General features: G+C 38.3%; 18 protein-coding genes and 1 tRNA gene. 12 read left to right on the forward strand and 7 right to left on the reverse strand.

Annotated elements, in window-relative coordinates; genetic code table 11:
- The 3 genes from ACSBFT_RS18140 to ACSBFT_RS18150 all read right to left on the reverse strand — a co-directional run bounded on the left by ACSBFT_RS18140 (position 1) and on the right by ACSBFT_RS18150 (position 4,190).
- Positions 1-1,557 (reverse strand): DUF1800 family protein, encoded by a 1,557-nt coding sequence (locus tag ACSBFT_RS18140; protein ID WP_489601905.1) that lies wholly within the window; start codon positions 1,555-1,557, stop codon positions 1-3.
- Between the two features lie 50 nt (positions 1,558-1,607).
- Positions 1,608-2,789, reverse strand: coding sequence for an anhydro-N-acetylmuramic acid kinase (locus ACSBFT_RS18145; protein ID WP_489601907.1), 1,182 nt, complete (start codon positions 2,787-2,789; stop codon positions 1,608-1,610).
- Between the two features lie 69 nt (positions 2,790-2,858).
- Positions 2,859-4,190: a 4Fe-4S dicluster domain-containing protein gene (locus tag ACSBFT_RS18150; RefSeq protein ID WP_489601909.1), complete on the reverse strand. Its 1,332-nt coding sequence runs from the start codon at positions 4,188-4,190 to the stop codon at positions 2,859-2,861.
- Positions 4,191-4,374: 184 nt separating this feature from the next.
- Here ACSBFT_RS18150 and ACSBFT_RS18155 point away from each other — a divergent pair.
- The 12 genes from ACSBFT_RS18155 to ACSBFT_RS18210 all read left to right on the forward strand — a co-directional run bounded on the left by ACSBFT_RS18155 (position 4,375) and on the right by ACSBFT_RS18210 (position 10,110).
- Positions 4,375-4,447, forward strand: a tRNA-Phe gene (locus tag ACSBFT_RS18155).
- Positions 4,448-4,501: 54 nt separating this feature from the next.
- Positions 4,502-4,783: a GIY-YIG nuclease family protein gene (locus ACSBFT_RS18160; RefSeq protein ID WP_489601911.1), complete on the forward strand. Its 282-nt coding sequence runs from the start codon at positions 4,502-4,504 to the stop codon at positions 4,781-4,783.
- Between the two features lie 97 nt (positions 4,784-4,880).
- On the forward strand, positions 4,881-5,162 hold the full coding sequence (locus tag ACSBFT_RS18165) for a GIY-YIG nuclease family protein (RefSeq protein ID WP_489601913.1): 282 nt from the start codon (positions 4,881-4,883) through the stop codon (positions 5,160-5,162).
- 97 nt (positions 5,163-5,259) lie between these two features.
- On the forward strand, positions 5,260-5,541 hold the full coding sequence (locus tag ACSBFT_RS18170; RefSeq protein ID WP_489601915.1) for a GIY-YIG nuclease family protein: 282 nt from the start codon (positions 5,260-5,262) through the stop codon (positions 5,539-5,541).
- A gap of 97 nt (positions 5,542-5,638) precedes the next feature.
- The gene (locus tag ACSBFT_RS18175; RefSeq protein WP_489601917.1) at positions 5,639-5,920 is read left to right on the forward strand and encodes a GIY-YIG nuclease family protein; all 282 of its coding nucleotides are present in this window, start codon (positions 5,639-5,641) and stop codon (positions 5,918-5,920) included.
- A gap of 97 nt (positions 5,921-6,017) precedes the next feature.
- Positions 6,018-6,299, forward strand: coding sequence for a GIY-YIG nuclease family protein (locus ACSBFT_RS18180; RefSeq protein ID WP_489601919.1), 282 nt, complete (start codon positions 6,018-6,020; stop codon positions 6,297-6,299).
- A 97-nt stretch (positions 6,300-6,396) separates the two neighbouring features.
- Positions 6,397-6,564: a GIY-YIG nuclease family protein gene (locus tag ACSBFT_RS18185; protein WP_489601921.1), complete on the forward strand. Its 168-nt coding sequence runs from the start codon at positions 6,397-6,399 to the stop codon at positions 6,562-6,564.
- A 211-nt stretch (positions 6,565-6,775) separates the two neighbouring features.
- Positions 6,776-6,943 carry a GIY-YIG nuclease family protein gene (locus ACSBFT_RS18190; RefSeq protein ID WP_489601921.1) on the forward strand — a complete coding sequence of 56 codons (168 nt, stop codon included), beginning with the start codon at positions 6,776-6,778 and terminating at the stop codon, positions 6,941-6,943.
- Positions 6,944-7,154: 211 nt separating this feature from the next.
- Entirely contained in the window at positions 7,155-7,436 is a 282-nt protein-coding gene (locus ACSBFT_RS18195; protein ID WP_489601915.1) for a GIY-YIG nuclease family protein, read from the forward strand.
- Between the two features lie 97 nt (positions 7,437-7,533).
- Entirely contained in the window at positions 7,534-7,815 is a 282-nt protein-coding gene (locus ACSBFT_RS18200; protein WP_489601915.1) for a GIY-YIG nuclease family protein, read from the forward strand.
- 97 nt (positions 7,816-7,912) lie between these two features.
- Positions 7,913-8,080 carry a GIY-YIG nuclease family protein gene (locus ACSBFT_RS18205; protein WP_489601921.1) on the forward strand — a complete coding sequence of 56 codons (168 nt, stop codon included), beginning with the start codon at positions 7,913-7,915 and terminating at the stop codon, positions 8,078-8,080.
- Between the two features lie 407 nt (positions 8,081-8,487).
- Entirely contained in the window at positions 8,488-10,110 is a 1,623-nt protein-coding gene (locus tag ACSBFT_RS18210; protein ID WP_489601923.1) for a dipeptidyl-peptidase 3 family protein, read from the forward strand.
- A 94-nt stretch (positions 10,111-10,204) separates the two neighbouring features.
- Here ACSBFT_RS18210 and ACSBFT_RS18215 read toward each other — a convergent pair whose 3' ends face one another.
- The 4 genes from ACSBFT_RS18215 to ACSBFT_RS18230 form a co-directional block, all read right to left on the reverse strand.
- A complete protein-coding gene (locus tag ACSBFT_RS18215; RefSeq protein WP_489601925.1) occupies positions 10,205-10,951 on the reverse strand; it encodes a cupin domain-containing protein in 747 nt (248 codons plus the stop codon).
- A gap of 23 nt (positions 10,952-10,974) precedes the next feature.
- The gene (locus ACSBFT_RS18220) at positions 10,975-12,339 is read right to left on the reverse strand and encodes a putative oxidoreductase C-terminal domain-containing protein (RefSeq protein ID WP_489601927.1); all 1,365 of its coding nucleotides are present in this window, start codon (positions 12,337-12,339) and stop codon (positions 10,975-10,977) included.
- Between the two features lie 77 nt (positions 12,340-12,416).
- Positions 12,417-13,796, reverse strand: coding sequence for a Gfo/Idh/MocA family protein (locus ACSBFT_RS18225; RefSeq protein WP_489601929.1), 1,380 nt, complete (start codon positions 13,794-13,796; stop codon positions 12,417-12,419).
- Positions 13,793-15,031 (reverse strand): DUF6807 domain-containing protein, encoded by a 1,239-nt coding sequence (locus tag ACSBFT_RS18230; protein WP_489601931.1) that lies wholly within the window; start codon positions 15,029-15,031, stop codon positions 13,793-13,795. The genes ACSBFT_RS18225 and ACSBFT_RS18230 overlap by 4 nt, the downstream gene beginning before the upstream one ends.
- Positions 15,032-15,066 lie beyond the last annotated feature (35 nt).

Below are 15,066 nucleotides of genomic sequence, written 5' to 3' on the forward strand. Positions count from 1 at the left end.
TTAAGTCAAATAAAAGTCTGGCATTTTAAAAATATCTTTTAATAGAGCCTTAACTCTTAAGCCCGCATTCTCTTTATTTTGAGCTATTTGCGGCCATTCATAGTAGGGAGCACCTCCTAAAAGTGTTTTTTCTAATTTCTCTATTCTATCTGGATTAGGTAGTTTCGCAAGTAGTTTGAATGCAATTTCTTCTACTAATTTACGAGAATCGGCAAAACCACCATTTTTAGCAGCCCAATTGCCCACTTCCAGGTTGGAAAGGTTCGTTACAATTTTCCCATATTCATAAATATAGGCTGGAAGTGTTTTTGTGGTAATCCAGTTTCTATATCCTTTCCATCCGCTTACATTGGGAGGGTTAAGTGGCTCTAGCCCAAATTCTTTCAACCAAGTGTTCATTAAAGGCGTAGGGATTTCAAAATGACGAGAGAAAGAAATCAGGTTTTCTAAATGGGATTTAATCTGCACTCCCCTATTATTTTTGTCAAAGAAATGCTTACTCGTCAAAAGCTTGACAAGCATAACTTTAAAATCATAACCCGAGTTTTTAAAAGTTAGGGCTAGTTCATCTATAAGGGCGTTTGATTTATTAATAGGCTTACTATAAACAAAATATCTATAAAACTTAATGGCCATAAAAGTAGATACAGCCTTTCCCTTTTGTTCAAGAATAGTAGATGCTAATTTCTGGATGGAGTGAACGTAGGCATTATCTTTTGTGACTTCATAATTTACAGTGAATTTCACGCCAAAAACTTCTTTTTCTTCGATGCTGTAATTTCCAATATTGAAATAAGGCTTATATAAGTTCTGATCTTCTATAAAGTGGCTTGCCTTCCATCCGGTTAATACTTTGGCGGCTTGTCTGATGTCATCTTCGGAATAATTTCCATCGTCTATGCCTATTGAGAACAATTCAAAAAGTTCTCTTGCGTAGTTTTCGTTGGGTGCTTCTCTTACATTTTCATTACCATTAAGGTAAAGTAACATGGCTCCATCTACCGTTATTTTTTCAAGAAATTCCTTAAACTTTGGTAAGAATAATGTTCTGAAAAGTTCATTTTGTATGTAGATCCATTGAGCAGCAATAGGCTCATTTCCTACAAATTCCGTCGTAAAATGGCTATGCCAAAAGAAAGTCATTTTTTCAGAAAGACTTTTGGTGTCTTTTTTCATTAAGTCCACCCACCAATCTTTCAAAATAGCGTTCTGGGCAAAATGAGCATTCAGGTTGTCATTTCTTTGGTTTTGATATGCCGTGCTTCCTACCCCGAGTAGGTTAGGATTTTTGAATCCTTGCTTTATATCAAATGCGGGTGTGGTCTTTTGTAAACCAGGAGCATTATTTAACAATAGCTGCACGGCCTCAGATGCTTTTTTCCCAACAAGGGAATTGGCGAAAGTTTCGTCCACAGAAAAACAACAACGTCTTAGCAAATGATACACATCTGCAATATCCAAAGGCTGAGTATGTTCGTCAAGACTCGTAACGGCGAGGGCGTTAGAACCATTGAGAAGGTTTTCAAAAAAAGCTCGTCTACTACTTACGCTTGCCATTAATTTTTACTGAAATTAAAGTACTAAGGTACATATTTGCATGGAGGATTTTATTTTGAAAGTGAGATTTTGCCCATAAAAAAGGAGTCTGGACTTTTATTTGGTTTTTTAAAGCCAGACCTACTCGCAATGGTTTCATTGGCCAATGCAGCAAAAAGAACAGCTTCTTTGGCGTCCCCTGACATTCCTAATTCATCCATGTTTTTAATAACGAGCGAAGGAAGGCGTTGTTTTATGAGGTCTACAATTAGCGGGTTATGCATACCACCACCGCTTAGATAAATGCCAGTTTTTTCGCTGATATCTGTATTATTAATAATGCATTCGCAGAGGGTTTCTGCCGTAAAATGACAGAGCGTTGTGAGTATGTCTAAATGACTCGCCTTACTTTCCAATGCCGACAGATATGATAGATTGAATAGCTCTGGACCAGTGGTTTTAGGAATACTTTCTTTAAAATAAATATGGCTTTTTAGTTTTTCTAATAGCTCTAAATTAACAGTTCCCTGTAGGGCCAGTTCTGCGTTTGCGTCAAAAGGAATATTAAAGTATTTCTGAACATAAGCATCAATAATGGTATTTCCTGGTCCGGAATCTGTGGCAAAGACTTTTTCAAAATTTCCATCTGAAGGAAGAAAGGTAAAATTAGCTATGCCTCCGATGTTTATCAGTATGCGGTTTTCAACTAAAGAGCTGAATAAAAGATAGTCGCCGTAGAGTGCTAAAGGAGCACCCTCTCCGCCCACAGCACAATGTTTTTGTCGGAAATCTGAAATGGTTAAAATACCCGTTTTTACAGCTAAATGGTCTCCATCTCCTATCTGAAGCGTGCTATTTGGATATTTCTCGTTTTTATGAAGCCTTTTGGGTTGGTGCATGACGGTTTGACCATGGCTGGCAATGAGGTCTATGTCATCCTTAGAAATGGACCATTTCGCCAGACATTGATTGACCAGTTCTCCATGTAGGTTTCCAATCCAAGGATTAAGCATACAAAGCAATTGGAAGTCAATGGTTTCTTTCGCAAAAACTTTACGGATCTCCGTTTTTACGGACTCTTCAAAAGGAACGGTTTCGAATTCCAATACTTCAACCATAGTATGCTCTCCTGAGCCATGAAACCTACATAATGCCACATCTAGACCATCCATGGATGTGCCAGACATGAGACCAATGATCAACCGTTCCGGTTTTTTACTTATCTGATATAACTTTTCAATTTCTGAATTCATATTGTAAACTTACTTAACCGTTTAGACTATATGCTTTTCAGGAGTTAAAAAATGTCAGAAATTTAGGGATTAGGATTTCATATCTTCGGCCCATTTGAAACGATCGTCTGGAGAAAACTTCCACGGCGACATGCTGGTTTCTAAGTTTTGAAACATCATATTCCAAGATTGAGGTGCCTGTGACTCTTCCATCACATTATATCTCCGAAGCTCAATGATGATGTCTAATGGGCTGATTTGAATAGGGCAGGCTTCTACACAAGCGTTACAGGTGGTGCAGGCCAGTAGCTCTTCTTCTTTTATGTAATCACCGTTGAGTGATTTTTCATCCTTAAAATCATAACCATTTTTAAGCCAACCTTTCTGGATGTCTTCCAAACGGTCACGCGTGTCCATCATGATTTTTCGAGGAGACAAAGCTTTACCCGTTAGATTTGCAGGGCATTGTGAAGTACATCTTCCGCATTCTGTGCAGCTATAAGCGTCCATCAGGCTTTTCCAACTTAAATCTTCCACGTCTTTGGCACCAAAACGAGCCACCACTTCGGTTTCGTCGCCGGGCTGCTCTAACTCCATCATTATCTTGACCTCTTTGGTCACTGCAGGCATATTCTTCATTTCTCCCTTAGAAGCCAGGTTCGCAAAATAGGTGTTTGGGAAAGCTAATGCGATATGCAAATGCTTGGAATAAGTGACAAATAATGCAAAAGTCATTATTCCTAAAATATGAAACCACCAAGCGGCTCTTTCTGTAAAAATCAGAAAATCGCTAGAGAAGTTTTGAAAGATAGGAATAAGCGACTGGCTAATGAGAAAACTACCGGTGTTGACTTCGGCAAATTGCCCTACTCCCCGGCTTTGTAAAACAGCATCTGCTGCATTCATTTTTAGAAACGCAGCCATAAGTACAATTTCAAAAACCAATATAATGTTAGCGTCCATGGCTGGCCAGCCATTCATTTCTTTCGAAGTGCTTGGATGTAGCCTGTTTACTTTTAGAATATTTCTTCTTACTAGAAACACCACACAGGCCACAATAACCCCTAGTGCTAAGACTTCAAAGAAGTTTATAATTACCGGATAAAAGCTGCCTAAAGGCTCTGCAAAAACACGATGTGTACCAAATATCCCGTCAATGACAATCTCAAGAACCTCTATATTTATTAAGATAAAGCCGGCATATACTAAAAAGTGAAGCAGGCCCACTATGGGTCTTTCAAACATTTTTTTCTGTCCGAAAGCTATGAGCATCATGTTTTTCAGTCTTCTAGCGGGTTGGTCGTAACGATCTTCCGCCTTTCCAAGCTGAATAGACTTCTTTATAAGTATGACTCTTCTTAGAATAAAATAGGCTGCAATGCCTAAAGCAATTACAAACAGTATTTGAGAGATATAGGCCATGGTATTTTAAGGTACTAATAGGTGATGAATGTAAACGTAAAAAATAGTATGCTTGCATACTAAACAAAGGTCTAAAAAATGCATGAAATAAAAAAGAAGAAAATTTTTATCAGAATTTGAGAAAATGTTTGTTCGATATAACTTTTTATTTACTTTTGCATTCCCTTAGAAACAAGGGCAGGTCGGTGATGTAGCTCAGTCGGTAGAGCAAAGGACTGAAAATCCTTGTGTCGGCGGTTCGATTCCGTCCATCACCACAGAAAGACCATCTCGAAAGAGGTGGTCTTTTTTTGTTTATAGAGCTTTTGATTATGCCACACTACGTTTACATTATATTTTCGTTAAAACTGAATAAGTTTTATGTAGGAGAGACTGCTTATCCTAATGAGCGATTAGAAGAGCATAACGAAGGGAAGTATGTGGGTTCTTTTACAAAACAGAGCTCTGATTGGGAGATGTTTCTAACAATAGAATGTGAAGGACGTGATCACGCGTTGAAAGTAGAGCGGAAGATAAAGTCTATGAAATCAACGAAGTATATTAAAAACCTAAAGTTATATCCAGAGCTGATAGAGAAGTTGTTAACTATTTAAAGTAGGCGGTTCTCCCGATAGCTATCGGGACCGTCCATCACCACAGAAAGACCATCTCGAAAGAGGTGGTCTTTTTTTGTTTATAGAGCTTTTGATTATGCCACACTACGTTTACATTATATTTTCATTAAAACTGAATAAGTTTTATGTAGGAGAGACGGCTTATCCTAATGAGCGATTAGAAGAGCATAATAAAGGGAAGTATGTCGGTTCTTTTACAAAACAGAGCTCTGATTGGGAGATATTTTTAACAATAGAATGTGAAGGACGTGAGAACTCGTTGAAAGTAGAGCGGAAGATAAAGTCTATGAAATCAACGAAGTATATTAAAAACCTAAAGTTATATCCAGAGCTGATAGAGAAGTTGTTAACTATTTAAAGTAGGCGGTTCTCCCGATAGCTATCGGGACCGTCCATCACCACAGAAAGACCATCTCGAAAGAGGTGGTCTTTTTTTGTTTATAGAGCTTTTGATTATGCCACACTACGTTTACATTATATTTTCATTAAAACTGAATAAGTTTTATGTAGGAGAGACGGCTTATCCTAATGAGCGATTAGAAGAGCATAATAAAGGGAAGTATGTCGGTTCTTTTACAAAACAGAGCTCTGATTGGGAGATATTTTTAACAATAGAATGTGAAGGACGTGAGAACTCGTTGAAAGTAGAGCGGAAGATAAAGTCTATGAAATCAACGAAGTATATTAAAAACCAAAAGTTATATCCAGAGCTGATAGAGAAGTTGTTAACTATTTAAAGTAGGCGGTTCTCCCGATAGCTATCGGGACCGTCCATCACCACAGAAAGACCATCTCGAAAGAGGTGGTCTTTTTTTGTTTATAGAGCTTTTGATTATGCCACACTACGTTTACATTATATTTTCATTAAAACTGAATAAGTTTTATGTAGGAGAGACGGCTTATCCCAATGAGCGATTAGAAGAGCATAACGAAGGGAAGTATGTCGGTTCTTTTACAAAACAGAGCTCTGATTGGGAGATATTTTTAACAATAGAATGTGAAGGACGCGAACAGGCGTTAAGAGTTGAAAGGAAGATAAAGTCTATGAAATCAACGAAGTATATTAAAAACCTAAAGTTATATCCAGAGCTGATAGAGAAGTTGTTAACTATTTAAAGTAGGCGGTTCTCCCGATAGCTATCGGGACCGTCCATCACCACAGAAAGACCATCTCGAAAGAGGTGGTCTTTTTTTGTTTATAGAGCTTTTGATTATGCCACACTACGTTTACATTATATTTTCATTAAAACTGAATAAGTTTTATGTAGGAGAGACGGCTTATCCTAATGAGCGATTAGAAGAGCATAACGAAGGGAAGTATGTCGGTTCTTTTACAAAACAGAGCTCTGATTGGGAGATATTTTTAACAATAGAATGTGAAGGACGCGAACAGGCGTTAAGAGTTGAAAGGAAGATAAAGTCTATGAAATCAACGAAGTATATTAAAAACCAAAAGTTATATCCAGAGCTGATAGAGAAGTTGTTAACTATTTAAAGTAGGCGGTTCTCCCGATAGCTATCGGGACCGTCCATCACCACAGAAAGACCATCTCGAAAGAGGTGGTCTTTTTTTGTTTATAGAGCTTTTGATTATGCCACACTACGTTTACATTATATTTTCATTAAAACTGAATAAGTTTTATGTAGGAGAGACGGCTTATCCCAATGAGCGATTAGAAGAGCATAACGAAGGGAAGTATGTCGATTCTTTTACAAAACAGAGCTCTGATTGGGAGATATTTTTAACTATAGAATGTTAAGGACGCGAACAGGCGTTAAGAGTTGAAAGGAAGACAAAGTCTATGAAATCAACGAAGTATATTAAAAACCTAAAGTTATATCCAGAGCTGATAGAGAAGTTGTTAACTATTTAAAGTAGGCGGTTCTCCCGATAGCTATCGGGACCGTCCATCACCACAGAAAGACCATCTCGAAAGAGGTGGTCTTTTTTTGTTTATAGAGCTTTTGATTATGCCACACTACGTTTACATTATATTTTCATTAAAACTGAATAAGTTTTATGTAGGAGAGACGGCTTATCCCAATGAGCGATTAGAAGAGCATAACGAAGGGAAGTATGTCGATTCTTTTACAAAACAGAGCTCTGATTGGGAGATATTTTTAACTATAGAATGTTAAGGACGCGAACAGGCGTTAAGAGTTGAAAGGAAGACAAAGTCTATGAAATCAACGAAGTATATTAAAAACCTAAAGTTATATCCAGAGCTGATAGAGAAGTTGTTAACTATTTAAAGTAGGCGGTTCTCCCGATAGCTATCGGGACCGTCCATCACCACAGAAAGACCATCTCGAAAGAGGTGGTCTTTTTTTGTTTATAGAGCTTTTGATTATGCCACACTACGTTTACATTATATTTTCATTAAAACTGAATAAGTTTTATGTAGGAGAGACGGCTTATCCTAATGAGCGATTAGAAGAGCATAATAAAGGGAAGTATGTCGGTTCTTTTACAAAACAGAGCTCTGATTGGGAGATATTTTTAACAATAGAATGTGAAGGACGTGAGAACTCGTTGAAAGTAGAGCGGAAGATAAAGTCTATGAAATCAACGAAGTATATTAAAAACCAAAAGTTATATCCAGAGCTGATAGAGAAGTTGTTAACTATTTAAAGTAGGCGGTTCTCCCGATAGCTATCGGGACCGTCCATCACCACAGAAAGACCATCTCGAAAGAGGTGGTCTTTTTTTGTTTATAGAGCTTTTGATTATGCCACACTACGTTTACATTATATTTTCATTAAAACTGAATAAGTTTTATGTAGGAGAGACGGCTTATCCTAATGAGCGATTAGAAGAGCATAATAAAGGGAAGTATGTCGGTTCTTTTACAAAACAGAGCTCTGATTGGGAGATATTTTTAACAATAGAATGTGAAGGACGTGAGAACTCGTTGAAAGTAGAGCGGAAGATAAAGTCTATGAAATCAACGAAGTATATTAAAAACCAAAAGTTATATCCAGAGCTGATAGAGAAGTTGTTAACTATTTAAAGTAGGCGGTTCTCCCGATAGCTATCGGGACCGTCCATCACCACAGAAAGACCATCTCGAAAGAGGTGGTCTTTTTTTGTTTATAGAGCTTTTGATTATGCCACACTACGTTTACATTATATTTTCATTAAAACTGAATAAGTTTTATGTAGGAGAGACGGCTTATCCCAATGAGCGATTAGAAGAGCATAACGAAGGGAAGTATGTCGATTCTTTTACAAAACAGAGCTCTGATTGGGAGATATTTTTAACTATAGAATGTTAAGGACGCGAACAGGCGTTAAGAGTTGAAAGGAAGACAAAGTCTATGAAATCAACGAAGTATATTAAAAACCTAAAGTTATATCCAGAGCTGATAGAGAAGTTGTTAACTATTTAAAGTAGGCGGTTCTCCCGATAGCTATCGGGACCGTCCATCACCACAGAAAGACCATCTCGAAAGAAGTAGCTTTTTTTGTTTATAGAGCTTTTGATTATTATGTTCCGATTCGTTTTCATGAAAGCTTATATTTAGAACATCGTTCAGCTCTTCCAGAACTCTTAAATCAACAATTCCATTGCTTCGGAAGAAAACGGCATTTATTTCTATAGCCGCGTAATCAATATTCTAATTTCTATTTTGACAAAGGCCGTTCTTTCACGTTTTTTGTATCCACTCAAAATCAATAACCTATGAAAAAATCAATAGCCTCCATTCTTTTAGCGAGTATACTTTTTGCTTGTACTCCAAATGGAGAAAAAGGAATATCGGAAATGCAGCAAAAAGTAAATGAATATGCGGAGTTTACACTTAATGCTGACCTAAGCCACTTATCTGAGAATCAGAAAAAAATGATTCCAATTTTGATAGAAGTCGCAAAAATCATGGACGACATTTTTTGGAAAGAAGCCTATGGAGATAAAGAGGCATTGCTAAATAGCATAAATGACGAAGCAACAAAAACTTTTGTACGCTATAATTACGGTCCTTGGGATAGGCTTGGAGGAAACGAACCATTTTTAGAAGGAGCAGGCGTTAAGCCAGCAGGTGCACAATATTACCCTTCTGATATGTCAAAGGAAGAGTTTGAGGCTTTTGACCATAAAGATAAAACCAGCCTTTATACCATGATAAAGCGAAACGATAAAGGGGAATTATATGCCGTACCCTATCATGAGGCCTTTGAGAAAGAAACTAGAAAGGCCGCAGACTTACTGAAAGAGGCTGCTGCATTGGCAGATGATCCAGGGTTTAAAAACTATCTTCAATTAAGGGCCGAGGCATTACTTACAGACGACTATTTCACCAGTGACATGGCATGGATGAATATGAAATCAAATATGATTGATTTTGTGGTGGGACCTATTGAAAACTATGAGGACCAACTATTTAATTATAAGGCAGCTCACGAGGCTTATGTTTTAATAAAAGACATGAAATGGAGTGAGCGATTGGCGAAGTTTGCGTCTTTTCTACCTGAGCTGCAAGCTAATTTGCCAGTAGAAGAAGCTTATAAAAAAGAGAAACCAGGTACCGATTCAGACTTGAATGCTTACGATGTTATCTATTATGCGGGTGACTGTAATTCAGGAGGGAAAACCATAGCGATTAATTTACCAAATGATGAGCGAGTGCAGTTAGCAAAAGGGACACGGAGAATTCAGCTTAAGAATGCCATGAGGGCCAAATTTGATAAGATTTTGATTCCTATAAACCAACTTTTGATTGACAAGGAACAACAGAAGAATGTCACTTTTGATGCATTTTTTGCCAATACCATGTTTCATGAAGTAGCTCATGGTTTGGGTGTTAAGAATACCATTAACGGCAAAGGAACAGTAAGAGAGGCTTTAAAAGAGCATAGCTCTGCATTAGAAGAAGGTAAGGCAGATATTTTAGGACTATACATGGTTACGCAGCTTCATAAAAAGGGCGAAATAGACGGTGAGCTGATGGATTATTATACCACCTTCTTAGCTGGAATTTTTCGTTCTGTGAGGTTTGGAGCATCTAGTGCTCATGGGAAAGCAAACATGATTAGGTTCAATTATTTTAAGGAACAAAATGCATTTACCTATAACCCAGAAAAAGGAACCTATAAAGTCAATTTTAAGGAGTTTAAAATGGCAATGAATACTTTATCCGAGAAAATACTAATGCTTCAGGGAAATGGAGATTATGAGGGTGTAGGCAAGTTGTTTGACGAGATGGGCATAGTAGGAGCAGAACTTCAAAAGGATTTAGATCGGGTTGGTAATGCCGGAATTCCTAGAGATATTGTTTTTAAACAAGGCGTTGTGGTCTTGGGTTTGTAAGCACACAGTGTGATACATATTAAAAGGCTTGGCAGAATTAACTGCCAAGCCTTTTACTTTTTGGGTTATTTAAATTCTCTAGATCCAAAAGGTTTTATTCAAACTGATATGCGAAATATTGAATTTGTTTTGAATCAATATTCTTAATTCCGTGTGGCACCTCAGATTCTATAAAATAGAAATCTCCGGTTTGTGCTTTCACAATGTCGTTGCCTAGTTCCATTTCTGATTGACCAGTAGTCAGCAGTATAATTTCTGCCGCTCTATGTGTATGTGGCTCATGGCTTTTAATACCTGGGTTTAAATTGGTGACGTGCATTTCCATGCGTTTACAGTGTGCCGTAGGTCTGTCATAAAACTTTCTAATTCCACCTTTGTCATGGGTGTTGTAAGCCACCGCCTCCCAGTCTTCTAATAGATTGCCGCCACTATTTTCGTTATGCTCTTTCTTAGCTTTGTAAGCCATTACATAGAAAGACGCCTCTTTTTTGGCCTGTAATAACAATTTCTCTTTTGGCAAAAGCAAAGCCACGCTTCCTGCTCCCATGGTCTTTGTTTCTCCATTTAAACTAAAGGCTATTTCTCCTGTTTTAACGATTACAAGCGTCTCTAAAGCTTCGCTAGAAATAGTGTAATTAAGTTTTTTAGGAGCAATTATGGCCTTCATGCTCATCTGAGAAAAATCTAAAGTAGAGCCATCAAAAAAAGTCTTTACTAAAAGATTGCCAGAAGCTACTGCGGGAGTATTTTCAAAAGAATACACCTTTGACGCTACTTGGGCAATGGATTGGAAAGCAATGCTTGCTATCAATAAAAACGACAAAGCCAATTTTTTACACATAAGGGTAAGGATTAAAATAAATTTTAATTTGCCTTTAGAGCCATTTCAAGAGCCTTTGTCGTTGTATAATATTTGGTAATCATATTTGGAACCTCCCATTTAGGCATGTTCTTGTTTTGTAGATATTCCAAATACTTCTGGGTAACTCTTGCAAAATGAGCCTCATGCCCTTCTTTATAATGCTCTGGAATAGTCACCACATATTCTTTGCCCTCTTTTTCAAAACCCACACCAGGATATGCCTTGCTTAAACCGTCCATAGCGGCCTGAATGGAACTTTCATTATCCGCAGCTAATGGCTCTATATATAGCGTAGGCTTAAAGTTTTGGGCCTCTCCTTGGCGAATGATAAGGTTTGCCTTAGTTCCTCTCATGATAGAATAATGGGTGTCTCCTGCTCCTTCTGGTGCTTGATAATTCCAGATAACAGAAACCTTGGCATGAACATCGTTGATGGTATAGTTGATTTCACCATTAGAATATACCTCTAGCTTATCATCTTTAATGTATGGCGAAAGGTAATTAGGGAACTGAGGGTTTTTGGTTACTTTCTCAAAATCATCTTTCGTCAATACCGTAGGCCATCTTTTGGCTTCCAAAATACTAACATTATTGGTGTCAATGACTTGTTCTGGAAAACACTCCCACTGCACTAAATCCACTAAATGCGTGGTAACATCTACAATGCCCTCTCCCTCTTGTTTCACATCAAAAAACCAAGATGGTCTTGTTAAAGCAGAACCAGAAACAAACTTAAAAAAGTGATGCACAGATTCTTTAGTCACCGCTGGGTTTTCTTTGGTTCCTTTTTCTAATTCACCAAAAAGTGATGGAATTTGAGAAAGCTCCTTTTGAAGCATGGTTGAAATCTCAAAACGCTCCGTCATAATATCGTAAAGCAATAAATCCTTTTCTTCTGCTGTTTTAAATGCCTTCTTTAATAAAGCAAAGCCTACAGAGTTGATAACCATTGGTTTGTCGGCAAAGACATTAAAACCATTTTCAATGGAAGAATTAATGTACTCGGTTTTCTTCTTATTGTTTCCTGCCAGCATCACTACGTTTCCAGCTTTTTCTGAAAGCATTTTTTCAAAAAAGTCGGTGCCTTTGTACACAACCGAATTCCAAGAAGTGGGCTCTTCTGCCCTATTGTTATAGCTGTTGATCTTGTCTAAATGTAAACCTACATCCGGGCTGTCTGGAGCATAAATATGAACCGTACTGTCTACAGAATCATACATAGATTTTTGAACCAAAGCCGAATGAAAATGACCGGGGTCTAAAGTAATTAGTCTGATTTTTGAAGCAGATTCGGTGGTTTCAGTGGTGGCACAAGACATGATGACAAATGGAGCCAAAAGGCCCAGAATATGTTTAGGTTTTAACATGGTCAATCAAATAGATTTATTTAAACAAAGAGTTTTAAGAAAATGTTGGGTCAAGCGAACACTTGACCCTAACAAAATTACATTTTAATATAGTTAGTTCCGTAAGGATATCGCTGTGGTCTGCTCAGCATGGAATTGGCCACGTCGTCGTTGACAAAACGCTCTGTCGTAGGATTCCATTCTAGTTTGCGAGGCAGTTTCATAGCAATATGACTCACCAAGCAAACCGAACATGCTCTATGGCCAATCTCAACGGGAGAAATTGGCTCTTTTCCAGATTTTATACAGTCTAACCAGTTTCCATGCTGTTCGTCACTTTTGTATAGATGCACTTCATCTTTACCAATAACCGAGGTAAGGATTTTTGGGTCGCTGGCGTCAAGAGATTTAACACCATTATTTTCAGGAATCGGATCGGAGGCCGTAGCTCTGTATGCACCTCGCGTTACAAAAATCCACCCATCTGTTCCTTCATATCTTATACCGTTTGGAAAACCACCACTGGTAAGTACGGTTATTCCGTTTTCGTATTCGGCTTTGACCATAAAGTCGCCATGAACATTCCAGCTTCCAAATTTTGGAAATTCAGCCACCGCTTCTACCGAAATTGGACCTGTATATTCGGTATTCATTCCCCAAGCGGCGGAATCATAGTGGTGCTGTCCCCATCCCGTTATCATACCTGCACCAAACTGATCCATGCGTAACCAACCCGGTCTGTCGTATCCCTTTTGTGGGTGAACCAGCATCTCAGAATACGGCATTTCAGGCGTAGAGCCTAGCCACATGTCATAATTGAAACCTTTTGGGATTGGACCATTTTGTGCCAATGGTCCAGCAGGATCGCCAGGAAGCCCTACTTTCACAGTATGTATTTTACCTATGCGTCCGTTTCTTACCAGTTCTGCGGCATATCTAAATTGGGGAGAAGAACGCTGCTGTGTTCCTACCTGTAAAGTAATGCCTTGACGGTGAACAATATCACTTAGTTGACGGCCTTCGGCAATCGTTAGAGAGGTTGGTTTTTGAAGGTAAACATGTTTTTTTGCCAAGGCTGCCTCAATAGCCGGTTGCGAATGCCAATGATCTGGTGTACTAACGATAACCGCGTCAATATCCTTGTTTAAAAGCATTTCTCGGTAGTCGTCGTACATTTTTACATCTACGGTTTGGCCCTTTTTGGCATAATAACCTTCAACCAGTCTTTTGCCATCTTCGGTTCTGTTTCTGTCCAAGTCGCAAACGGCCATAATTCTTGCGATATCATGCTGCCATGTACCTGGAAGGTCATGACCACGGGCTATTCTTCCACAGCCAATCTGACCAATATTTATTTTGTTACTAGGAGCACTTTTACCAAAAACCGTGGATGGTACAATGTACGGTAAAGCCACTGCCACAGCGGTTTTTTTGATAAAGCTTCTTCTGTTCAGGGAGCTTACTTTTATTTTATTCATTTTAAAATGGTTGTTTCAATTTTTATAGGGTTGACATATGACTGCCATGCTGCCTCGGCCTTTTCTGTAGTCATATCGCCATTAAATACTAAAATCCTGTATTTCAGATTATAGGTTTTGTTGGGTTCCAAAATCCAATCCATGTTTTTGGTAGGTGCAAAGTTCACAAATAGGTCGCCGTCGCCATTGGAGCCTTCAGGCCAAATTCTTAAAGGTTCTGGATGGTTGAAGTTGGTCGGATGAGACATCAAAACCGCACCGCCATAGTTTTTGCCTAACTCGCCTTTTACAATGCACCACCTTGCCGTACTGCCGTCAGAATCTTTTCTAGATTTTCCTTCAGAAGTGATTACGATACTATTTTTATCATTCCATTGCTCCGTGGCTCTCCAGCCAAAACCGCCATACCTGTATTCTAGTATATGAAAAGGAGCATCTCCTGCGGGGCTCATATCAATAGAAAAATCTAAAACGTAAACGTCCTTTTCTGGCTGATAAACGCGTACATTTTGCACTTCATTAAGTGCAACAGTCTCTTTACCATTTTTGAAAACTACATGCTCATGAAGGGTAGCATAGGATGCGAAGATGGAACCTTCTTCTTGGCTCAGAAACTGAGCGAAGCGTACGGTACCTTGTTTCTTGTTCAAGTTCCAAAAATCTAAGGTATCCCCTTCAAAAAGAACATGCGTCCATGGATTCCATAGGCCATAGTGATGGTAATGATCTGCTGGCTGAATCCAAGTTAGCGTATCTCCTTTAGGCGTGTTTAGTGGGTGAATAAATCCGCTACGGCCGTAAGCAGGGTCTTTGCCCGCAGGTGCTGGCATAAATTCATATTGATATCCCAGTAAGGTTGAGTTTTGATGGTTTATCTTCAATAAACCATTTTCTCTTTTAAGTTCTAATTTAGAAGTCAGAACATTGGGCTTCCTTTTTATGAGCTCGTATCTAAGAGTACCAGAAGTGCTTTCTTCGTTTATTTTCCAATGCAAAATTCTACTTTTCCCTTGCTCTATTTGAAAAGGCACCTCGTGTTTTACGCCTTCTCTTACTTCTATGAGAGAAAGCTGATTTTCATTTAAAAAGGTAAGATTGTCAAGTACTACTTGGGCATTAAACGACAGGTTATGGGCATTGTAGGCTTTAGGGCTTACCTTAAAGCTTGCAATGCTTTGTGATTTTGCCTTAAAGGCTAAAAAGGATATTGCTATTAGCAATATGTTTTTGTTCATAGGAGTTGAATTATTTCAAGAAGAAATTTAAAGAT

It is taken from the genome of Arcticibacterium sp. SM2516, assembly GCF_057914865.1.